We start from the raw sequence: 23,126 nt of genomic DNA, 5'->3' as shown, positions 1-23,126 counted from the left end.
GTCGATCCATGCCGGACAAGCCGCGCCGCCCGCCGCACGCGCCCGGCAACACGGCCAGAAACGGCCCGCCGCCATCTCACGACAGCAGCCAGTCCGATAACTTCTGGTTGATCTTTCGCACATCGAAACATGACTCGGCCAGACAACGGCTGGCGTGGCCCATGGACACGACACGTCCCGGTTCGTCCACGAAACGCAGCATGGCGTCCGCCAGAGCGTCCGCATCGCGCGCCGGCACCAGATAGCCATTGAGCCCGTCTTGCACCGTTTCCCGGCAACCGGGCACGTCCGTGGTGATCACCGGGCGCCCCATCGCCATGGCCTCCTGGGTGCTGAGCGGCACCCCCTCGCGATACGAAGGCAAGACGAACACACTCGCACGCGCCATCCAGGGCTGCACCGGCACGTGTCCCGGCCATTCGAGCAGCCCCTCGTCCACCCAGGCCTGAACCTGCGGCCGGTCCAATCCGCCGGGGTTGCTATCCAGGCCGCCCAGCAGGATGAACCGCACCTGCGGATGACGCGCCTTGACCCGTCGGGCCGCCGCCGCATATTCCACAATGCCCTTTTCGCGCAGCAAACGGCCCACCAGCAGGAAGCTCATCGGTTCGGTGACCGGCGGCGCCACGCGCCAGGCCTGCAGATCGACGCCAATCCCGCCCAGCAGCACCGATTTTGCCGATGCCGCCAGGCCGCGCTCGATGAATTCCCGCCGGTCATCGGGATTCAGGAACACCACCCGATGGGCGCGGCCCAACGCAACCCGGTACAAGGCTTCGACCGCGAAGCGCAAAGCGCGGCGGCGCCACCCCGGCCGTCCGCCCGAAGACGTGAAGACATAGCCCGCGCCCTCGACCATGGCCACGCGCCTGGGAACCCCGGCCAGCCAAGCCGCCAGGGTGCCATAGACCATCGGCTTGGTGGAAAACGCGAACACGACATCCGGCGCCAGGCGGCGCAGAATGCGGACCAGCCCCGCGATGGCCGCCAGATCGCGCACGGGATTCATGCCGGTGCGCTGCAAGCGGTAGTCGACGGGCTCCGCGCCCAGGGCCGCCAATGCCGCCCGCGTCGACGCATCGTAGTCCGGCGCCAGGCAGCGCACCCGCACGCCGGACACGGCCAGATCGCGGATCAGGCTGCCCCGGAATCGCAGCAGATCCACCGCATGATGGGAAACGATCGCCAGACTCGTCATGCCGAAGACCCTTTTCGCTCGGCCATCGCCTTCGCCGCGCAATACACCAGGCACTGGACGCTGCGGACAGCCGCCTTGAGCTTGTCCATCCAGTACGGCTCCCTGCCGATCTGCGCCGCGTAGAACAGCAGGAATCCGCCAGGGTTGCGTCGCAGATGCGCGCGGAAGTTCCGGGTATAGCCATCGTCCAGATACTCGCAGCGATAGATCGCCCGATCCAGATAGAACCGGATCGGCCCCCGATCGCCGATCCGGTTCCAGATGTAGAGTTCGGGCACGAATTTTTCGCCCGGGATGATGGGAAAAGGCAGCTCGGCCATGAGGTTCCGGCGAAACACGTAGGCCAGATCGCCTCGCACCATGCGTCCCGCCTGGGTAGGCGTGCCCACGAACGGGGCCGTCCCCTGCGCATAGGGCAGGCCGATCAGGCGCCCGTCCGGATCCGCCTTGCGAAAGCACACGCCAGCCACCGGCTGCGGCGCATCCGAGACGCCCGCCACGGCGTCCAGCACGCACTCGACGGCATCGGGCGTCAGATGATCGTCGCTGTCGACGATGAAGACCCAGTCGCCGCGCGCCTCGCGCACCCCGGCGTTCAGGGCCGCATGCTTGCCGCCATTGGCCTGGACCAGCGTGCGAACGGTGAATGGCGGCGAGTGCGTCCGGCATGATTGCAACCACGCCGCCGTGTCATCCGTGCTGCCGTCATCGACCACCAGCCATTCAAAATCCAGCCGGCGCTGCGCGCACAGACTTTCGTACAGGCGAGGCAAGGTGGGCCGGCGGTTGTACGTCGGCGTCAAGATGGTCAGCACGCAGTTTCCCCCCGATAAAGTTCCAACCAGACATCCACGACGCGCTCGATGTCCAGGTCGTCCTCGACCCGTCGGCGCGCCGACGCCGTCATTGCGGCCCTCCGCCCGGAATCCATGGCCAAGGCCTCGACCAAACCGCGCGCCAGCGCTTCATCATCCTCAGGCGGCACCAGGATGCCCGTGCCGCCCAGCACCTCGGCCACACCGCCCGCATCGGCCGCCACGACCAGCGTCCCGGACGCCATTGCCTCGGCCACCACCAGTCCGAACCCTTCAAAACGCGAGGACAGCACGAACACATCGGCGGCCCGCATCAGATCGGGCACATCATGCCGCTCTCCCAAAAACACCACCCGCTCATCCAGCCCCAGTGCTGCGCGTTGCGCCAGCAGCGCCGGCCGCAAAGGGCCGTCCCCCGCAATCCACAGCGCGACGTCCGGGCACGGCTGCGCCAGCCGCGCAAAGGCGCGCAGCAGACTCGCATGGTTCTTTTCCCCGGCCAAACGCCCCACCGACAGCAACAGGCGCATGCCGGGCCGCACGCCGGCTCGCTGACGGGATTGCGCCCGCAGACCGGGCGCTGCGGAAAACATCCTCACGTCAACGCCATTGAGCACCGGCCGCATCCGCCCCCTGGGCACCGCCCCCGCACGCTCGAAGGCGGCGACCGCTTCGCGGCTGACGTGGGTCGAAAGGTCCGCCAGCCGGTCCGTCAGGCGATAAGCCCACATCACGGCCCGTCCGCCTTCGGCCGGGCTGTGCGCCGTGCAGATCAGACGGCGCACGGGCGCGACCAGACGGATCACGCGGGCTATCAGGTTCGCATGCACCATATGACTGTGCACCACGTCCGGCCGCCATGCCCGGATCAGGCGGGCCAGACGCCGGCAACCCCGCAGCACGCCAAACGGCGTCTTGCTGAACCCCAGCGCGTGCAACTCGACCGCATCGCCGGGCCGCACTGCGGCCCCGCCGGTCAGATACGCGATGGCCACCGCATGCCCTCGTGCCGCCAGCCGCTCAGACAGGTCCGCCACTTGACGCTCGGCGCCGCCCATCCGCAAACCCGTGACGACCAGCAGGATTCTCATCGGGCCTCTCCGTCGCGCGCCGCGCCCCGCCGGACCAGGGCCGCCGCCATGCCGACCATGACCGCCAGCAGCGCCGCTTCGGCTCCCACCAGCCCCGCCGCCATGCCCAGCCCGCCATACGAGAAAGACAAGCCCGTGCCGCAAAGGACGGACAAGACCGAGAAAGCCGAAATGGCGTAGCTGGCTGGCCTGGCCCTGCCGGCGGGGATCAACAGCACCATCGCGATGCTCTGATTGAGGATGCGCAAGGGCGCCAGGCCGATCAGCACGCCATAGATCGGCAGAGACCCGTCAAAGCCCGAGCCCAGCATCACATCCAGCGCCCAGGGGCCGATCAGGATCGCCAGCCCCGTGCCCGCCAAGGCCAGGACCGCGATCGCCGCAATCACCGCCAGCGGCGCCCGGAACGACGCCGCCCCGCCGCCCGTTTCCAGGCGCTGCGAAAAAACGGGAAACACCGCCGACAAGAAAGGCAGGACCAGGCTGGTCATGCCTTTGATCAATTTCTCAGGCGGCGCAAATTCCCCCACGGCCCGTTTGCCCGCGCTCAGGCCCAGAAAAACCGGGATGGCCGACATCGCCAGATTGCTGGCGCTGCGGTAGACAAAAAAATGGAAGCCTGCGAGGATCTGGCGGCGGGCACCTCCGAAATCCCAGCGGACCGGTCCGACCTCGCGGCGGCACCAGCCCAGCGTCAGGCCGGTATTGAGCAAGGGGGGAAGGGCCAGGATGGGCAGCGCCAGCGGGAAGTCGTCCGGCGAACGGACCAGAAGCGCCAATACGCCCAGGCCGGCCAGACGCAGCGCCACGTCCAGGCATGCCGGCCCCGTCATCCGTTCCCGTCCCTGGAAATACCACATGGGGCTGAAACCGAAGGCCAGGAAATAGGCCAGCACGAATCCCAACAGCGCCGCCCCGCCCAGATAGGCATCCAGCAGCCCCAGGCCCCAGGCCGCCAGCACCAACCCGGTGAGCGGCGCCGCCAGCAGCACCTTGGCCAGCAGCACCTGGGAAAACAGGCGGTTCAGCGTCTCCAGCCGGCCCCGCGCCAAAGCGGCCTGCTGCGCGGCATTGATGTTGAAGCCATATTCCACCAGCAAGGACGCCGACAGGGCCAACGCCTGGCAGAACAGAATCTGGCCATAGGCTACCGGCCCGAGCGCGCGCGCCAGGATAGGAATCTCGAAGATCGGGACCAGAAAAGAGACGATCTGGACAGCGTACAGCGCGCCCGCATTGCGGGCGACTCGACCCCGGGCGGAAACCCGCGCCATCAGGCGCTCTTGGCCGGCGCCCACGCGAACGCCAGCATCAGAATCAGAAACCCCCATTCCGACATCTCGGTCGTGAAGGTATTGAACATCAGAGCCATGCCGTAGGCGAGCGCGGAGCCCCCCGCCGCCACGACAAACAGGCCGTGGGCCGACCGGTCGCCCCGCCGCACCACCCGCCAGACCGGCAGCGCCGCAGCCGCCAGAAAGCCCAGCATGCCCGCCAGGCCCAGAATCCCGAAATCCCCCAGCGCGGCCAGATAGGCGTTATGGACCACCATCCACGCCCCGGTCCCGATGTCCGTTCCCATCGCCCCGAACCCGCAACCCAGCGGCAGGCACGCCGCGACCTGGCCCAGGCTGGCTTGCAGCAGCTTGATGCGTGCCGGATCCCCGGCGCCGATCCGGGTCTCGAAGGTGCGGCTCAAGGCCCCTTCCAGGACCCGGCCCGGCTCGACCGCCGCCGGCGCCGTTGCCGCGCCGCTCGGCATGCCCGGCGCGGCCGCCCCAGCGTGCAGCCAGGCCATCCCCATGTTCACGCCCGTGTTGAGCAGTTGCAGGACCAGCAGCAGCACCAGCGCCGCCCAGAGCCATCGCAGGCGCCGGCCCGGCAACCGCCAGCCGCTGCGCCAGGCCAGGAACGCGAGAAAACCCGCCGCCGTCGCGCCCAGCAGCAACAACCCCGTGCGGCTGCCGTCGATCAGCACCAGAAAGATACAGGCGGCGATCATCAGGCCATTCCTGGCCCAGGCCCCAGGCGCCGCAACCGCATCGGCCAGGAACACCGGCAACAAAAAAGCCCCCGCTTTCCACAGCACCCCGTATACTGCCAGGAAGCTGCCCTCGCGAGGGCCTGCAATCAAAGGCAGCCCGGTCGGGTTCCATATCTTGGACACGGCAAGGCCGACGAGCACCATCGCGACGGCCCAATTCATCGCCCCGACCAGCCGGCGCCAATCGAGCCTCAGTGCCAGACGCCACATCGCCACGAACATGACGGCAACCACGGCGATCTTCAGCGCCTGATACGCCGAGGCCCCATCCCGATTCACGGCGGCGGCCAGAAACATGCCCAGTCCCAATACCGCGTAGGACACCATGATCCAGGCGGGGGGCATCGCCCCGGCGGGAACACCCCGGGCGCGATGCGTGACGGCCAACGCCGCCACCGCCCACGAGCCCCAGGCTCCCCAGTATCCCAGGGGGGTCACAATATCCCGCAGGCTGCCCGAGGCCATCAAGACCAAAGACGCCGTCAACAACAAGGCAGGGAGCCTGCCACCCGCCGCCGCATATTCCAAGAGCCCTCCGTCGTCATGCCGTTGCACCGGCATCAGCTTAGCAGCGACGAATCATACGGAAGGTTAACTTTTATTAGACAAAGTACGGGGCCAAGCCCTCATCCCCTCGGTTCATACTCCGGCACCCAGCGCTTCAGTCCGGCCCGCACGGCCTCATCCTCTTGCGGCCCCTGCGCCAGCCACGCCAAGACTCCTTCGTACAGCCCATCAGGCACCGTGCGCGAACGCGCGATGCGCAGTTTCTCGTGCGGAGTCGGCAGGGTCTCCTCGGCGTCGGCCAGCAACTCTTCGTACAGCTTTTCTCCAGGCCGCAGACCGGTGAATTCGATGCGGATCTCGTCCTCGGTAAAACCCGACAAGCGGATCATGTTGCGTGCGAGGTCGACGATCTTCACGGGCGCCCCCATGTCCAGGACGAAGATCTCGCCGCCCTGCCCCATCGCGGCGGCCTGCAGCACCAGTTGCGCGGCCTCGGGGATGGACATGAAATAGCGGTTGATCTCCGGGTGCGTCACGGTCACCGGGCCGCCATGCGCGATCTGCGCCTGGAACTTGGGGATCACGCTGCCCGTGCTGCCCAGCACATTGCCGAAGCGCACCACATGAAAGCGCGTGGTGCCCGGGCCATTTTGCAGCACCTCGCAGACCATTTCGGCGATGCGCTTGGTCGCCCCCATCACATTGGTGGGGTTGACGGCCTTGTCGGTGGAAATCAGCACGAAGCGCTCCGCTTCCGCATCGCGCGCGGCGCGCGCCACCGTCAGGGTGCCGGCCACGTTATTGCGCACGGCCTGCCAGGCATTGCCGACCTCCATCAGCGGCACATGCTTGTAGGCCGCCGCATGAAACACCACCTGGGGCCGATGCTCCGCAAACACCTGCGTCATGCGGGATTCGTCCTTCACATCGCCCGCCAGGCGCACGATGGGCACCTCGGGGCGGTGCTCGCCAAACCACTGCTCGATCATGTACAGGGCGAACTCGCTGGATTCCAGCAGCACGACACAGGCTGGCTCGAAGCGGGCCAATTGGCGGCACAACTCGCTGCCGATCGACCCGCCCGCGCCCGTCACCAAAATGCGCTTGCCCGTCAGCATGGCGCGCACATTATCATTGTCGATCCGCACCGACTCGCGGCCCAGCAGATCCTCGATCTTGACGGGCCGCATCATATTGATGGCCACGCGGCCGCTCATCAACTCGGCCAGGCCGGGGATGGTGAACAAGGCCGCTCCCGCCTCCGTCGCCAGCCGCGTCACCGCTTGCAACGCCTCCGCCGAGGCCGAGGGCATCGCGAGGATCACATGCCGCGCCCCGTGGCGCCGCAAAATGGCCGGCAGGTCGATAGTCGCCCCCTCGACCCGGCAACCGCTCAGCTCCAGGCCTCGCTTGTGACGGTCATCATCCACCATCGCCACGACCTTCCAATCCGGGCTGCGCGCGAGTTCGCGCAGCAGCATGGCGCCGGCCGTGCCCGCCCCGACAATCACCACGGGCTTTCGTTCAGCATCGGATACCGGCAACAGGCGGGATTCTTTCCATAGTCGCCAGGCGATGCGCCCGCCGCCCATGATCATGATCAACAACAGCGGGTACAACAGCACGATCGAACGCGGAATCAACAGCCAAGTGCCATCGAATGCAGCCAAGGCCAGCACGGCGATGACGGATATCCCCACCGCCCGGATCAGGCGGCGCAGATCCGGCAAGCTGGCAAAGCTCCACATCCCGCGATATAGCCCTGCCCAACGGCAGGCTGCGAGCTGCACTGCCATCAGGATCAGGGCGCCGTAGGCGATCTCCGCATGAAACGCGCGCGGCCATTCCAGATTGAAGCGCAGCACGAACGCCCCGATCCAGGCGATCAGCACCGCCGCCAGATCAAAAGCGAATACCAGAAAAGACCGGATATTGATCATGCGGCGGCCCTCATGCCGTCGCCTGCGCCATCACGGCGCTTAGCGCCTCGCAAGTCCGGTCGAGATGCTCGTCCCGCAGCGTCGGATGCACCAGGAACATCAGGCTGGTCTCGCCCAATGCACGCGCCACCGGCAAACGTTCCTCAGGCCGGAAGCCCGTGCCGTCGAATGCTTTTTCCAGGTAGATTTCGGAACACGAACCCGAATACACCGGCACCCCCCGATCCGCAATGGCCTGCATGATGCGTTCACGCGTCCACCCGGGCGCCAGGGCATCCAGGTTCAGGAACACATAGCATTTATAGGCCGCGTGATCGATGGAATCCGGCACGGCGGGCACTCGAAGACCCGGCAGCGCCCGGGCGCATTCCCAGATCCGCCTGGCGTGCCGCAGGCGCGTGGCCTGCCAATCCGCCATGCGCCGCAATTGGATGCGGCCGATGGCAGCCTGGACCTCGATCATGCGCCAATTGGTGCCGAACGATTCGTGCAACCAGCGATAGCCCGGCGGATGCTGGCGTTCGTAGACAGCATCCCACGACTTGCCGTGGTCCTTGTACGCCCACATGCGTTTCCAGAGATCTGGATCATTGGTCGTGACCATGCCGCCCTCGCCGCCCGTGGTCATGATCTTGTCCTGGCAAAACGACCAGGCGCCCACGTGGCCGATGGATCCCACCGGCCGCCCCTTGTAGCGAGCCCCATGCGCCTGGGCGCAGTCCTCGATCACGAACAGATTTCGTTCGCGGGCCAAGTCCATGATGGGGTCCATGTCGCAGGGCCAGCCCGCCAAGTGCACGCAAATCACTGCCTTCGTGCGCGGAGTCAGCACTGCGCGAATCGTGTCGACCGTGACGTTCTGGGAATCCGGATCGACGTCGGCAAACACGGGAACGGCACCCGCGTTGGCGATACAGGATGCCGAGGCCAGGAACGTACGGGGCGTGACGACGACCTCGTCCCCCGCGCCGATTCCCAGTCCCCGCAGCGCCAGATCCAGCGCCACCGTGCCGTTTGCCAACGCGATCGCATGGCGCGTCCCCGCCCAGGCGGCGAATTCACGTTCGAACTCGCGGCATTCCTGGCCGGTCCAGTAATTCACCCGGTTGGACAGGATCACATCGCGAGCGGCATCGGCTTCTTCAGCGGTGAACGCAGGCCAGGGGGGAAAGGGGGTATTCAGCACGTCAGCATCCTGCGATTCGAAAGTAAGGCATTGTAAAACCGTAAAACGCGCGCGAGAAAACGATTGCCCGCGATCACGCCCCCCTTCGGGAGAGAGGCCGGGCCGGCACGCCAACCACCGTCAGGCCATCTTCGACATCCGACACGACGGCAGCGCCAGCGCCCACAATGACCCCCGATCCGATGCGAACCCCTTGCCGCACCGACGCGCCGATCCCGATCCACGAACGATCCCCCACATGCACATCGCCCGCCAGATGCGCGCCCGGGCTGATGTGAACGGCATCCCCCAGAATGCAGTCGTGGTCCACGCTGCATGCCGTGTTGAGGATCGTCCCCAGGCCAATGACGGCATCTGCATTGACGATGGCGCCGGCCATGATGACCGACCCTGGTTCCACGCGGGCTGACACGGACACGCACGCCGCCGGATGCAGAATGGACACCACCTTGGCCCCCGCCTGGCGCAGTTGCGTCAACAAGACCTGTCGGATTTGATTGTTTCCTATCGCGACCACCACTCCATCCAGGCGATTCAGTGCGCTTGCCAAGCCCGCATCATCCCCCATGATCGCCCAGCGGCCAACCTGCTGCTTGCCCGGCCAGGCCCGATCATAAAATTCCACCGCACCCCAGCCTGCCGCCAGCGCCGCTTCGGCCACGACCTTGCCGTGGCCGCTGGCTCCCATAATGGCCAGGGTATGGCCGACCTGGGCCTGCCTATTCATGACGCCCCGTAAACTTTGACATCGTCGCCTCGCCCTCTGCGCTGATCCCATCGCGAACCAGCACCTTTTTCACCGTCAAGTACAGAACCTTCAAATCCAGCCACAGCGACTGATTATCCACGTACCACACGTCCAGACGAAATTTGTCTTCCCAACCGAGTGCATTGCGCCCGTTGACCTGCGCCCAACCGGTGATCCCCGGGCGCACTTCATGACGGCGGGCCTGATCCGGCGTATATAGAGGGAGGTATTCCATCAGCAAGGGGCGCGGGCCGACCAGACTCATGTCGCCCTTGAACACATTCCACAGTTCGGGCAATTCATCCAGGCTGGTGGATCGCAGCAAGCGGCCAAAAGGCGTCATCCGCTCTGCATCCGGCAACGGCTGGCCATCCGTGCCCACCGCATCCCGCATCGTACGGAACTTGATCATGTAAAAGGGGCGTCCGTGCAGACCCGGCCGCATCTGCCGGAACAAAACAGGACTCCCCAGCCGACGTCGAATCATCCAGGCCAGCACCAGGATCACCGGCGACAAGATCATCAACCCCAAGCCCGCTCCCAGAATATCCAGCAGCCTTTTCAATGTGAAATCTCCATGCCCCGCAACATCTCGGCATTTACCTGCTGAACATCGTAGCGCTCTTCCGCAATCCGACGAGACTGCTCACCCATTTCCCGAGCCAAAGATGGCTCCCCCAAAAAACGCCGCATGGCATCCGCCAGCCTATCGCTTGATCCAACGGGCACCAGATAGCCATTTACCCCTTCGACAACCGTCTCCCGGCACCCAGGGGCATCCGTCGTCACCACCGCTCGTCCGATCGCCATGGCTTCCAGCACCGTGCGGGGCGTTCCCTCTCGGTACGAAGGCAACACATACACGCAGCAATCCTGTAGTGCCGGCCGCACATCGCCCAAACGCCCCAAATATTCCACATTGCCCTCGTCCACCCACGACTGCAGTTCATCGGCACTGATCGAGTCCGGCCCGCCATCAATCCAACCGGCCAAACGGAACACGGCGGACGGAAATTCACGCCGTAGCCGGCCAGCCGCCTGGGCATACTCTCGCACCCCCTTGGCTCCCAGCAAGCGCGCAATCAGGAGAAACTTGACCTGCCCATCCGGCACTCGAGTCTTTTTAAAGTACTGCACATCAACACCCGAACCATTCACCACTGCTGATGGAGTCTTAGCGCCCAACAGGCCGACAGAACGAAACAAGGCCTGATCGTCCGGATTCTGGAAAAACACACGATCTGCAACGAGCAGCGCCAGCCGGTAAAGACCCCGCGCCAAGCCAGCGACCAGCCGCGCCTTGAACCCCTCCGGCCGATCCTGAAAGGCATAGCCCAAGCCAGTGATCAGTGCATAACGCCGGCTCACCCCCGCAAGCCGAGCGGCCAGCAAACCATAGATCACAGGCTTGATCGTATAGCCAAGGAATACATCCGGACGCAAGCGGCACATCAAACGCCATAAACCATACAGGGCCGCAAGATCCGCCACGGGATTCATGCCCGTCCGGCGCAAAGCGATATCGTGCGGCACCGCGCCACGTGCCAGCAGCGCCTGCCGGCACTCGCCATCGTCCAGCCCCGGAGCCGCCACATGAACTTCAACGCCGGCCCTTAGCAAATCGTCAATCAGCGCCCCGCGGAAATTCAGCAGGGATTCTGCGAACCCCCCCACCAGCAATAGCCTCATGCCACGCCGCCCTCGCTGGACAACCAGGCCTGGAACATCAGGATCGGCCAGAGCTGGTACTGCCAGTTATGGCTGCCCCGCACATGCTGACACCAGCGCGTACGAATTGGCGCAGGGTCAAAATAGCCCTCGGCCCGCAAACGATCCTCGTCCAACAAGCCTTCCGCCCAGGACCGCAGGGGACCACGCAGCCAGTCATCAATCGGAATCCCGAAGCCTTTTTTGGGGCGTTCGACCAATTCACGGGGCACGTGCCGGTACAGCACTTGCCGCAGCAGCCACTTGCCCTGGCCATCACGGATTTTCATGCACAGCGGCATTCGCCACGCCAACTCCACCACACGATGATCGAGCAAGGGCGCCCGCGTTTCCAGGCTGGCCGCCATCGCAGCACGATCCACCTTCGCCATCACCTCGTCCGGCAGGAACGTCTGCGCATCCATCGCCATCATCCAGTGCTCGAAGCAATCCGCTTGCGGCTGAGATGCCGGACTCGTCATCAGTGCAGGATGCTCATCCCCCCCCAGCACGACACTCGCAGGGTCTTGCCAATGGCTGGTCAGGCGACGGAAATAGTCCATCTCGGTATCCAGCTCCAGCACATCGGCCAGCTTCTGGGCCTTGGTGCCCGGAATCGCCAGTCTGAATTTTTCGGGTAATACCGGCTTGGCGAAAGCAAACAAACGGTCCCAGCCGGCAGGCGACAAACTGCGCAAAAACGCCGCGCAGGCACGCCGGACAGGCCCTGGCATGGACTGCAAGCGCAACCAGACACGGCGCGCGCCCAAATACCGGTTATACCCGCCGAACAGCTCATCGCCGCCATCGCCGCTCAGGGCCACCGTGACGTGCTGCCGCGCCAGCTTGCTGATCAAATACAAGGGAATCTGCGAGTCCGCGCTGAGCGGCTCACAATACATGCGCGGCAACAAAGGGATCACATCCAGCGCATCTTCTGGCCGCACAAGCAGCGGCATGTGGTCCGTCCCCAGATGCCTGGCAATCGCCAAAGCATGCGCGGCCTCGTCATATTCACTGCCGCTGAAACCAATCGTAAAGGTCCGCACCGGCTTGGCGCTGAGCTTTTGCATCAGCGACACTACCGTAGTGCTGTCGATTCCGCCGCTGAAAAACGCCCCGACAGGCACATCGGCCAACATCTGCTGTCCGATCGTGTCCGACAGCCTTGATTCCAGAGCATCGATTGCCGCCGTCTCATCGCCGGCAAATGGCTGCGCGCATCCCTGGGCGACGATCTCGTTGAAATTCCAGAACGGCTGCGGAGCAGCCGCCTTGGCTACGAATGCCCCCTGCCCCAGAGGAATATCGATCCATTGGCCCTGCGGCAGCTTGAACACATCCTGATAGATCGACCACGGCGTCGGCACGTAGCCATGACGCAAATACAACGCCAGCGCCCCCCTGTCCACTGCGCCCCGGAAATCCGGATGCGCCCGCAAAGCTTTCAGTTCTGAGCCGAACAGCAGCATGTCGCCTTGCCAGCCCCAATACAAGGGTTTTTCACCCAAGCGGTCCCGCGCCAGACTGAGCATCTGGCGTTGCCGATCCCATAAGGCCAGCGCAAACATGCCGACCGCCTGCTCCAGGGTTCGTTTCAGTCCCCAGGACTGGATGCATGCCAGCAGGGTTTCAGTATCCGAGTGCCCGCGCCACTCTCGTCCGGTATCACCGAGCCCAGTCCGCAGATCCAGATGGTTGTAGATTTCACCGTTGAAGACCAGCACATACCGGCCGCAGGACGAGTGCATCGGCTGGTGGCCGGCGGCGGACAGTTCCACGATGGACAGGCGGCGGTGGCCCAAAGCAAGGCCTGCGACCTCATCAACCCAGACGCCGCTATCATCCGGCCCCCGATGGCTCAAGGCATCCGCCATCCGGCGCGTACGCGCCTCCAGTCCTGCAAACGACCCCGGTTGCCAGAAGCCCGTTATCCCGCACATGTCCCGTCCGCCTTTGCGTCATTCCGGGTACTTCCTGCACGCGACTTCCTGCTGTACACGCCGCCGGCATGCACAGCCAAAAGCGTCAACATCGCCCACATCCAGGGATGCCTGAGAACATGATGGGCCATACTGAATGCCCAAAGCGCCAACAACGCAAAGAACAATTCGATATTCCCCTGGCGAGCGCTTCGCCAGAGCACGACCGACACCAGCGCCGTCAACACCACGCCGCCCAGAAAGCCGGTCGCCATCATCCAATCCAGCAGGCTATTGTGCGCTTCGGACCCTCCGAACGGCCCGCTCATCCCGGAAAGAGCACCTGGCCCATACCCAAAAACAGGTGAACCCTGAAGGACCACCCAAGCGTTCTCCCAAAGAGTCAGCCGATCCGTCCATCCTGCTCCGCCAGTCAGCATCATCTGCTCCGCATTCATCGTCCCTGTGCCTGGAAGTACGTCATCAAACAAATAATGCACTCTGGACACCATCGATTCAGACGACAGGAATATCAGCATGGCACCCAAACCGACCGTCAGCGCATAATCACGCCGCGCACGCTGTAATTCCGAATGAAAGAACATTCCCGCCATAATCATCATGGGAATCAGGGCAATCCAGATGAATCGCAAGGCCGCGCTTCCCGTACTCCAACCCGCAGCCAGTCCAACAGCCCCGACAGCTATTCCGAATCGCCGTTCCCAAAGGCCTGCCGCTGAGGTGCGTAACAGAAAAAACAACAGAAACGGAAGGCTCACCAGCAGCAAAGCATTCTGATTCGGATTGATGGCGAGGCCGGTGAATCTGACACCATATCCGCCATACCAAAGATTGAACTCACCCAATGCTCCAAACGCTATCGCCCAAATCCAAATGATGGCTGAAACAGAAAGACCCACCCACGTCAGATCGCGCAAAGTTCTCGCCACATCACCCGGCCCATCACTATTCACAACGATTCCGGCGGACACCAGAAAACAGAACGCATAGGCCAGCATGTCACGAACCGACCCTGCATAGGGATTCAAGCCCGACTGATTCCCCTGCCAACATCCCACCATCAACACGAGAAACAAAGCGGCATAGCACCCTATCAAAGATACGTGCTGCCACGGCTTCGCAGCCAGACGATGCCGCAAAGCCCCCTGCAACCATCCCGGCAACACAACCAGAATGAACAGCAACAGCAACACCTCGCCCACACCAAAGGGAGTCTCGAAAGGACGCAGCCTGGTCATTGTTGCCGTGATCAGCCCTGCTGCGAGCAGGGCTCGTGTAACCATCTTCATCTATCTACCTTTACGCATCCTCCGAGACTCGAACCGCACGAAATACGCTCACGAGTCTCTCCACCTGCTGCCCACGCTCATACGCCCCGGCCCGATCACGGAACGCGCGATCATAGCGCACACCTGCCGCGGGGTTCGACAACAAATCGGACAAAAACCCAAGAATTTCCGCGGGATCACTGGAAGCCATCCCAAAGCCCTCCCGGCGCACCAAGGCAGCCGCATCGCCCCCAACATGGCCCAAAACTAGGATCGGCCTGCCCGCACCAATGTACTCAAACAGCTTTCCTGTCAGAACCCCTCTTTCCCGAGGATCGTCCCAGGTCAGCAGCAACAGCACATCCGCCTGTTGCTGCTCTCTGATGGCCTCCTCACGCGTGATCGGCTCATGCACACAAACGGCGTCTTGTACGCCATATTCCACCGCCAGATCCGCCACCCACGCCAGATTGGGGCCATAAAACCACACATCCACCTGCGACATCAGGGAACGATCCATCGACAAGGCCTGAAACAGCTTCGTCGGATCGCGACGCCCCGCGTAGAGCTGCCCCGTGTACACGATCTTCAGACGTCGATTCTCTGTTCCCGACCTATCCGCCTGAGGCCCGGCCCCTCCGGAGAAATCCTCCGCATCAAACCCGTTCATGATCACGTGGCAAGGGCTTGGATACTTGTCCGCTAGGACCTTGGCCAGCGGCTCTGAAACCGTCACCAATGCGGCAGCCGTCCGCAAGGTTCGGCGTTCCAGCCATTTGGATATGGCCCGGTGGTGCGCATACGGATTGTCCGTCCACAGATCCCGCAGTTCGCCCACCCATGGAATGCGATACCTCCGCCCAATACTGGAGGCCACCATCAAGGCCGTATAAGGTGTCGCGGATGCGTAAATGATGTCGGGCCGCCATCCTTCGTCGATTGTCTGTTGACAGGCCTTGCGCGCAAAGAAAAACCAACCGATATACCGATCTGGCACATACATCCAGGACACATAAAAGCGCCCCGCCGCACCGACTAGCCGAGAAAACCAGCCCGTCTGGAGGTTCGGCATTGTGGCAGTAGACTTAGCCTTGGCTATCGTGCCTTTGCCCAACGCACGAGCAATAAACATATTCACATCGATCCAGTCGGTGTAGTTCACGATCCCCGCCGGCATTTTCATGCTCAAAGTCTGCGGAAGACCCTGGCGACCTGCGGAGATCACCCGCACATCATGCCCGGCATCCAGCAATCGCCGCACCATCTTGCCAGTGCGTACTGCTCCGATCGCATTGTAAGGTGGGAAGAAATAGCTGATAAACAGCACCTTCAGTCTGGATCCATCTTGCTCTCGATAAACCCCGGCGTGCTTCGGTTTTGCCAAGCGCCCAGCCTCAACCAGGTACGCCAATACACCATACCCCGCCAGCCAATAAATAGGTTGACGAGCCACGTGATGAAAGAAAGAAAAGACAATAACCGCCGACAGCGCGCTGAAAATCAAGATGCGCCCCTGCCGGTAGGCAAGGAACCATGCGCACACTGGAAACAGATAGACCGCAAACAACATCGGAAATCCACCAATTGTCAGCGCATCGATCACCGTATTGTGCACTTCCGAGCCTTGAAATGGAGCACCCATGCCTGAATAGCTACCAGCCCCAAATCCGAATAGAAAACTCGGCATCGAAGAAAGCCAAGCATCGATTCCATGAAAAAAAAGCAACCGCCGGGCATCTCCATAATCGACCGCAGCCCACCGCGCCTCTATATTGCTGATAAGCTCATGCCCAAAAAACAGCCAAACCAATCCCATGGCCAGCAAAAACCACAACAGGCGCGTCCTAAATTTCAAATAGGGAATAAAAATAGCAAAACAGCCCGCCAATACAAAAACAGCCATTGAAACCTTGGCCGCATTCGATTGCGCCAGATATCCAAAGACAGCCAGTCCCAGCAGCGCCGAGAAAATCAACGGGACATGTCGCATATAAACCAACAGCAAAAGCAAGCTGCAAAGCACGTACAAGGCCACTTGATTAGGATTGAGCGCCCCTCCCCTGAAACGTGCCGCCAAATACCACACCTCGTCCGAAGATCCAAATACCAGAACCAGAATCCAAATAAACAACAAACCGGCAATCAGAGAAACCGCCATGCGACGATAATGCGTGGGGCGGAAGGCGATGCTGCACAGGAACATCAAACTGAACGCATAGGCCACCCAATCCCTCATCGAGCTCCCTATCAGATTGATCGACGAGTAATGCCAGGTTTGCGGAAAAAGCACAACAACCAGATACCCCACAATCAGCGGCGGCCCCCAATGCCGCACACCATGAAAAGCGCCCCCTCCCCTGGATTTCCAAATCAATGCCGTCACAATAAAGCCCATCAACATAGTGACCGACAGCATCAGTTCGCCCAGCCCGACACCTACAGGCAACCGCCAACCGGTCTGCAGGATGAGTGCCAACGCAATACCAGAGAATGAATCTATAACGGACGATATTTTCAGATAGCGCGCCGCAGATGCTTCACACTCGCTCGCTTGCATACAACCCATCGTCTTAACTTTATTTTTCATGATGTCTTTGCTTTTGACACCAGCGTGTGAAAGCATTCTCCATAATGCTGCGCAACACGATCCATATCGAATCGCTCCATGATCCGCCGCCGCGCGGCGCGCCCCAACGATTGACGGTCTTCCGGCGCCATTTCCAGCAATTCAAGCATTGCCATCGCCAATAATTCCGGCTCTCCTGCACGAACGACCCGTCCTGTCGGCCCGACGATGTCGGCGCAATCCCCGACATCAGTCACCACACAAGGAACTCCACATGCCATCGATTCGCCTATCGCGTTTGGAAAGGCCTCCGCTTTTGATGCCAGGCAGGCGATATCAAAAACATTATTCAGATCTGATATATCGGATCTTTCTCCCAACAACAGTACAGCTTTGGCAATCCCCAATTCATCGATCCACGCCATCAATTGCGGACTTTTCTCTGTCACCCCAGTCCCAGCAAGCAAAAATTTAACATCCGGACGGTGCTGGTGTACAACTTTCGCAGCCCGCAGAAAATCATGATGCCCTTTAACAGGATGGAATCGCGCCACCATTCCGACGACCAGCTCATCCGCTATCTGCAGAGCGGAACGCACAGCAACGCCTTTTTCAGGACATGGGGCAAAAGTTTCAACATCGAAACCATTGGGGATCACCCGCATGCCGCTTCCACCAAAACCAAAATTCCGATGTGTCTCAAGGCTGAAAAAACTGTTAAATACACAGCCCTGCACCCGTTCCGACAGCCAAGCATTCGCGCGGATGACCCACCGCGTATTGAATCGCTCACGGGACAGTCCATAAAAGCTTTGTCGAACACCGAAGCTCAGGGGTGCATGACTATTTGCAAGGAAACGCCCCAGCCACGCCAGCAGATTACCGTGATACATCCACCCCTGGATAAGATCAAAACGATGCTGTCGAATCAAGCGGCCCAACACAAAGGGCGCCGCCAAGATATGCACCAGACGGTCCATTCGCAAGCAGATCACCGGAATCCCAAGTGCTTTAATCTTCTTGCCTACAGTACCCTCATCAAGCAGGGAAACCACCACAGGGTCGAACTGATCCCGATCCAACCGCTGCAGGATCTTGAGCAGCATCTGTTCCGCCCCCCCTGTTCCCAGGGTCGTAGTGACAAATAATACGGACTTTGCTTTCTGTCTGATCATCGTGCCAACCGCAAACCAGACTCTGCAAAAATCCGCTTCCCAATATATTCGGCACCCTCCTGGGTCAAATGCCCACCATCATAAGAAATCAACCCGTCATGTCCCGTTACCTGTGGGCAGAGCCCATCCGGACCACATATAATTTCAACCTGGTCAACGAAGACCTCGCCTGGCAAACCACGTTTCAAAATAGCATTAGCCCGAAACACCTCGGAGTTTATCTTATTACGCAATGCGGCACGACTATCTTTACCCAATGCCAGAAGCCGGTGAATATCCACCTCACCGAAGCTCTTCGGACCCACTACAAACAGATGCTGGTCCGAGCGTAAATTCATGTTGGAAATTGTTCTCGGCATCAACTCAGCAGACCAAGATTGCCAACTCGACACCATCACGACAATATCCGCTTCTCTGATTTGCGGCATTGATGACCGGATGGTCGGATTTCTAGCACAGGCCGGTCTATTGATGGGAGCAATATTCTTGCTGACGTCCTCCTCGACATAGGACATCTGGCAAATGGTGGGGATATAGATTGTCCGTATCTGCGCATCTTGCCAGACGCCCGCCTCGTACACCATATTGACAAAATCCTGGGCGTGGCTATCTCCTAGAATCAAAATTTTCCGCTCAGCCCCGGGCGCAAAGACGCCCGCATGAGCATCAAACCGCCTGACGACATAGCCTGACTGCAGGCCAATATCGGCATAGCGCCACCATGCCAGTTCTTCGGCGGTATACCGGCTGGAAACCCCTTGTGTCGCAACCAACCAAGCACCAAAGCCCAGCATGCCGGCAGACAGAACCCCTGCCCACCAGAAGACCGCCCTACGCGATATCCACGCCCGATCACGAAAAGGATGCTCTACGTAGCGCCAGCTTATCCAGGCCAGAAGCAGGCTGACGGCAACCAGACCCAGACTCACCCCCAAACCTGGACTCCAGCCTGCAATATGTACAAAAGCAAAGACCGGCTGATGCCACAAGTAGGCACTGTAGGAGATCAGCCCAAGCCCCACCATCACTCGCCACGACAGCACGCGTCCCAGCAAGCCATCCGCCTGCACAAACGCCAGAATCAAGGCCGTTCCCAGTGATGGAACCAATGCACGCCAACCCGGAAAGGGTGTTCCCCCGCTGAACATCGTCACGGCCCACACGACAGCCCCCAGCCCCACCCAGGCCAGCGATTCGGCAAGCTGCGCCCCCAGATTCGGGATTCGTCCCCGGAATGCCGCCAAAGCGACCAAAGCTCCCAGCAACAGTTCAAAAGCCCGCGAGGGAATCAGATAAAAAGCGGCCACCAGGCGCCCTGTCTGCACACCCCACTGACTGATCGCCAGGGAAGCCGCAGCCACCAAAAGAATCGACAGCCACAGCCAGGCCCGCGCATGACGCCAAACAAGCCAGAGGAATAATGGAAAAAAAATGTAGAACTGCTCCTCTACACCCAAACTCCAGGTATGGAGCAGAGGATTGCCCGCCGTCGCAGCGAAGTAATCCGTCGTGCGCCAGAACAAGATGTTGGAAACAAAGATCGTCACCGCAATCAGCCCCTGGCCTAGCCGCCAGAATGCGTAGGGATCCATCAAGAACCAGCCAAAGGGGATGCACACCAGCAAGACCAAGAACAAAGCAGGCAAAATCCGCCGTGCGCGCCGCTCGTAGAAGGTCACGAGGGAAAACGTGCCTGCGCTCAGTTCCCTGAGCAGGATCCCCGTGATCAGATAACCGCTGATCACAAAAAAAACATCAACCCCGACAAATCCACCGGAAAGCCCCGGCACGCCAGCATGAAACAGAATCACGGACAAGACCGCAATCGCGCGCAGACCATCAATTTCTGGACGGTATTTCAATACAGTAGACATCTTGCTCTTGAGTTTTAATTACGCCACAGATCTACACGATCCGTACGGCAACCGTCATTGGTCCGCCAGCCACGCCTGAAACATCAAAATGCTCCACAGCTTACTCGATCGATCCGCCCGTCCGCTGAGGTGTTCCCGCCATGTTTCCCGGACTCTTTTCGTATTGAAATAGCCTTCTTGCAACAACCTGGATTCTTGCAGCAGATCTTCCGCCCACTCACGCAACGGGCCTCGCAACCAACTACCCAACGGCACCGCGAAACCGGCCTTTGGACGATCCACCAGAGATTGCGGCACATAGCGATATAGCAATTGCCGCAACACCCATTTGCCTTGGCCGCCCCGGATTTTCATCGAAAGCGGCAAGCGTGCGGCGAACTCAACCACACGATGATCCAGCAACGGCACCCGTGTTTCCAAGCTATTGGCCATCGCTGCACGGTCAACCTTCACCAGGATGTCATCGGGCATGTAGCCGCAGACATCCAGAGACATCATCCAGGCCTCGAACGATTCCACAAACCGCCACTCACCAGGATTGCGCAGCAAGGAATCCGGTTCGTTCGCACCCAGAACCACTGACTCCGTATTCATCCAATGGCTGCGCACGCGAAAATATAAATCTTCCCGACTGGCAGCACCCAGGATTGCCAATAGCTTTTCGATTCGCTGAGGAACCGGTAACGGCGCCAGCAGGGCCGCAACGCCCTGGCGCAATGGCGCAGGAACCATCCGAAGCCAGCCCCAGAGCCTGGGCATGAACTGATACGGCGTATACCCCCCGAACAACTCATCGCCACCATCCCCACTGAGCGCCACCGTTACACGTTGGCGCGCCATCCGGCTGACGAGGAAAGTGGGGATCTGAGAACTGTCCGCAAAAGGCTCGCAGTAAATGCGAGGCAACTCCGGAACGATCGCCAGAGCGTCCTGCTCCGTGACATATAGTTCCGCATGATCCGTGTCCAGGTGATCCGCTACGGCGCGTGCATGCACCGCTTCGTCGAACGCCTTGTCCTGAAACCCGATTGCATAAGTGTTCACCCGTTGCGAGGCCTGCCGCTGCATCAGCGCCACAACCAGGCTGCTGTCGATCCCGCCACTCAGGAATGCCCCAAGGGGGACATCCGCCACTCGCTGCCCCTGGATGCTCGTCATCAACCGCGCCTCCAGCTCATCTATGGCCTGCCCATCGGTTCCAGTGAACGGGGTTTCCAATCCAGCCCGCACGACATTGCGGTAATCCCAGAATGGCCTGGGCATGGCATCCCGATCCCCTGCGGCAATGACGACATAATGTCCTGCCGGCAGTTTTCGGATACCGCGATAGATACTATACGGAGCGGGGATGTAGTTGTATCGCAACAGCAGCGTCAGCGCTTCACGGTCAATCATCCCTTGAAAATCAGGATGAACACGCAATGCCTTCAGCTCGGAACCAAACAATAAGGTTTGCCCTTGCCATCCCCAGTACAGCGGCTTCTCCCCCATGCGGTCCCTGGCCAGAGTCAAGGTGCGGTCCTGCCGATCCCATAAGGCAAAAGCGAACATGCCGACACACGCCTGCAAAGTCCGATCAAGGCCCCATCGGGCAAGACAAGTCAGCAACGCCTCGGTATCGGAATGGCCCCGCCAAGTATTGCCCTGCCCTTCTTGCTCTAAGCGATTTCGCAACTCCCCATGGTTATAGATTTCGCCATTGAATGCCAAGATGTACCGGCCACACTGCGACACCATAGGTTGATGGCCAGCAAGAGAAAGATCTGAGATAGAGAGACGTCTATGTGCCACTCCGAAACCTGTCACATCATCGCACCAAACTCCATCGCTATCAGGGCCACGATGTTTTATAGCCAAGCTCTGTTTACGCAAGATTGCGGTTGAGTCATCCGCGGCGAATCGGGCGGATCTAAAAAATCCAGCAAACCCGCACATTTAGAATGTTCTCCAAATATCATACATCTGCCAACGCGCACGCACTGTCATGCATGATCTCTCTCTTGAAGTATTCGGAAAACCGATCTAGTGTATGATCCCTCAGCACACGAGCTCTCGCTTCCGAACCGAGCCGGCGACACTCCGCTGGGTTTTCAAGCAGGTACTTAATCGACGACGCCAAAGCACTCGCATCCGGTTTTATTAGTATCGCGCAAGACTCATCAAGCAGGCGTCTCGTTTCCCCGACATCAGTTGCAATCACAGCACATCCAGATGCCATGGCTTCCAATAGTGCTTGAGATGGGTAGTTCTCCTTATCCTGCAACGATAAAAAGATCTTGGATCGCGCCAAGACATCAAAAGGATCCTGGCACTCATACACCTTGGCGCGCTCTGTAATGGGCGGATTAGAACCAAAGCCACACAAATGTATCTCCAACCCTTCTGGAAGATTGGGGGCAGCCTTCAAAAAAAGGCCATAGCCTTTTTCCGGAGAAAAACGAGCCATCATCACGACATCGATATCCCTAATATCCCGCAACTTAACCTCAGAAAAATCAGTGAAACTGCACGGGGAAACATGGACTTTTCTCCTGTCTGTTTCATTTTCACATGCGCAACGTATATTCTTCCCTATAGAATCAGACAGACAGTCTACAGAATATGTCGCTTTAACAGCACGCCGCACCCAACCTGCATTAAACCCCAACCTAGAGTCAACAACAGAAAATGAGAACAGTGGCAAAAAGCGGCTCAGAGCCGCATATAGATACACAAGGAATCCAGGATTAGCGATGATATGCACATGTTTGTATTGAGCAGATCTAATTAAATACAGCGCTCTTATAATTCCCAACGCTCTATTTATTTTACGAAAGAAGACGGGAATAGATCTCCATCCAAAATCAATCAATCTAAAGGATGATTGTGGAAAAATGATATTTAGATCGCGCATACCAAGCAATGCATCATGCGTGCAGATCACAGTCACTTCCACACCTTGATCATGAAGAGATCCAGCAAGCCTTGCATAGCGACGCTCCATACCGCCAAACTTTCTTCCACAGAATAGAAGGAACGCAATTTCTGACATTTATTGTCCATTTTCTGCATAAAGCAGCAATAT

General features: G+C 60.3%; 17 protein-coding genes. All 17 read right to left on the bottom strand.

Going from position 1 to position 23,126, the window contains the following annotated elements:
- Positions 1-76: 76 nt before the first annotated feature.
- Positions 77-1,198 (bottom strand): glycosyltransferase family 4 protein, encoded by a 1,122-nt coding sequence (locus tag ABRZ00_RS06230; protein ID WP_368642608.1) that lies wholly within the window; start codon positions 1,196-1,198, stop codon positions 77-79.
- Entirely contained in the window at positions 1,195-2,013 is an 819-nt protein-coding gene (locus ABRZ00_RS06225; RefSeq protein ID WP_368642609.1) for a glycosyltransferase family 2 protein, read from the bottom strand. Before ABRZ00_RS06225 ends, ABRZ00_RS06230 begins: the two co-directional genes overlap by 4 nt.
- Positions 2,007-3,104, bottom strand: coding sequence for a glycosyltransferase (locus ABRZ00_RS06220; protein WP_368642610.1), 1,098 nt, complete (start codon positions 3,102-3,104; stop codon positions 2,007-2,009). The genes ABRZ00_RS06225 and ABRZ00_RS06220 overlap by 7 nt, the downstream gene beginning before the upstream one ends.
- Positions 3,101-4,378: an oligosaccharide flippase family protein gene (locus tag ABRZ00_RS06215; protein WP_368642611.1), complete on the bottom strand. Its 1,278-nt coding sequence runs from the start codon at positions 4,376-4,378 to the stop codon at positions 3,101-3,103. Before ABRZ00_RS06215 ends, ABRZ00_RS06220 begins: the two co-directional genes overlap by 4 nt.
- Complete coding sequence (locus ABRZ00_RS06210) at positions 4,378-5,634, bottom strand: hypothetical protein (protein ID WP_368642612.1); 1,257 nt, start codon at positions 5,632-5,634, stop codon at positions 4,378-4,380. Before ABRZ00_RS06210 ends, ABRZ00_RS06215 begins: the two co-directional genes overlap by 1 nt.
- Before the next feature lie 140 nt (positions 5,635-5,774).
- Positions 5,775-7,595: a polysaccharide biosynthesis protein gene (locus tag ABRZ00_RS06205; RefSeq protein WP_368642613.1), complete on the bottom strand. Its 1,821-nt coding sequence runs from the start codon at positions 7,593-7,595 to the stop codon at positions 5,775-5,777.
- Positions 7,596-7,605: 10 nt separating this feature from the next.
- The gene (locus ABRZ00_RS06200; protein ID WP_368642614.1) at positions 7,606-8,781 is read right to left on the bottom strand and encodes a DegT/DnrJ/EryC1/StrS family aminotransferase; all 1,176 of its coding nucleotides are present in this window, start codon (positions 8,779-8,781) and stop codon (positions 7,606-7,608) included.
- 73 nt (positions 8,782-8,854) lie between these two features.
- The gene (locus ABRZ00_RS06195) at positions 8,855-9,508 is read right to left on the bottom strand and encodes an acetyltransferase (protein ID WP_368642615.1); all 654 of its coding nucleotides are present in this window, start codon (positions 9,506-9,508) and stop codon (positions 8,855-8,857) included.
- Positions 9,501-10,094, bottom strand: coding sequence for a sugar transferase (locus ABRZ00_RS06190; protein ID WP_368642616.1), 594 nt, complete (start codon positions 10,092-10,094; stop codon positions 9,501-9,503). Before ABRZ00_RS06190 ends, ABRZ00_RS06195 begins: the two co-directional genes overlap by 8 nt.
- Positions 10,091-11,218, bottom strand: a complete 1,128-nt coding sequence (locus ABRZ00_RS06185; protein ID WP_368647874.1) for a glycosyltransferase family 4 protein — start codon at positions 11,216-11,218, stop codon at positions 10,091-10,093. Before ABRZ00_RS06185 ends, ABRZ00_RS06190 begins: the two co-directional genes overlap by 4 nt.
- Positions 11,215-13,179: an asparagine synthase (glutamine-hydrolyzing) gene (gene asnB, locus ABRZ00_RS06180; RefSeq protein ID WP_368647873.1), complete on the bottom strand. Its 1,965-nt coding sequence runs from the start codon at positions 13,177-13,179 to the stop codon at positions 11,215-11,217. The genes ABRZ00_RS06185 and asnB (ABRZ00_RS06180) overlap by 4 nt, the downstream gene beginning before the upstream one ends.
- Complete coding sequence (locus ABRZ00_RS06175) at positions 13,167-14,468, bottom strand: O-antigen ligase family protein (protein ID WP_368647872.1); 1,302 nt, start codon at positions 14,466-14,468, stop codon at positions 13,167-13,169. Before ABRZ00_RS06175 ends, asnB (ABRZ00_RS06180) begins: the two co-directional genes overlap by 13 nt.
- 10 nt (positions 14,469-14,478) lie before the next feature.
- Positions 14,479-17,070 carry a glycosyltransferase gene (locus ABRZ00_RS06170; protein WP_368642620.1) on the bottom strand — a complete coding sequence of 864 codons (2,592 nt, stop codon included), beginning with the start codon at positions 17,068-17,070 and terminating at the stop codon, positions 14,479-14,481.
- Positions 17,031-18,188 carry a glycosyltransferase gene (locus ABRZ00_RS06165; RefSeq protein ID WP_368647871.1) on the bottom strand — a complete coding sequence of 386 codons (1,158 nt, stop codon included), beginning with the start codon at positions 18,186-18,188 and terminating at the stop codon, positions 17,031-17,033. The genes ABRZ00_RS06170 and ABRZ00_RS06165 overlap by 40 nt, the downstream gene beginning before the upstream one ends.
- Entirely contained in the window at positions 18,185-20,062 is a 1,878-nt protein-coding gene (locus ABRZ00_RS06160; protein ID WP_368647870.1) for an acyltransferase family protein, read from the bottom strand. Before ABRZ00_RS06160 ends, ABRZ00_RS06165 begins: the two co-directional genes overlap by 4 nt.
- A 54-nt stretch (positions 20,063-20,116) precedes the next feature.
- Complete coding sequence (gene asnB, locus ABRZ00_RS06155) at positions 20,117-21,997, bottom strand: asparagine synthase (glutamine-hydrolyzing) (RefSeq protein WP_343834986.1); 1,881 nt, start codon at positions 21,995-21,997, stop codon at positions 20,117-20,119.
- A 19-nt stretch (positions 21,998-22,016) separates the two neighbouring features.
- A complete protein-coding gene (locus ABRZ00_RS06150; RefSeq protein ID WP_343834985.1) occupies positions 22,017-23,093 on the bottom strand; it encodes a glycosyltransferase family 4 protein in 1,077 nt (358 codons plus the stop codon).
- Between the last annotated feature and the right edge of the window lie 33 nt (positions 23,094-23,126).

The organism is Castellaniella ginsengisoli, from assembly GCF_040955415.1.
Classification (GTDB): domain Bacteria; phylum Pseudomonadota; class Gammaproteobacteria; order Burkholderiales; family Burkholderiaceae_B; genus Castellaniella; species Castellaniella ginsengisoli.
The sequence above is the reverse complement of the archived record's forward strand: the minus strand, read 5'-3'. Positions and strand labels throughout refer to the sequence as shown.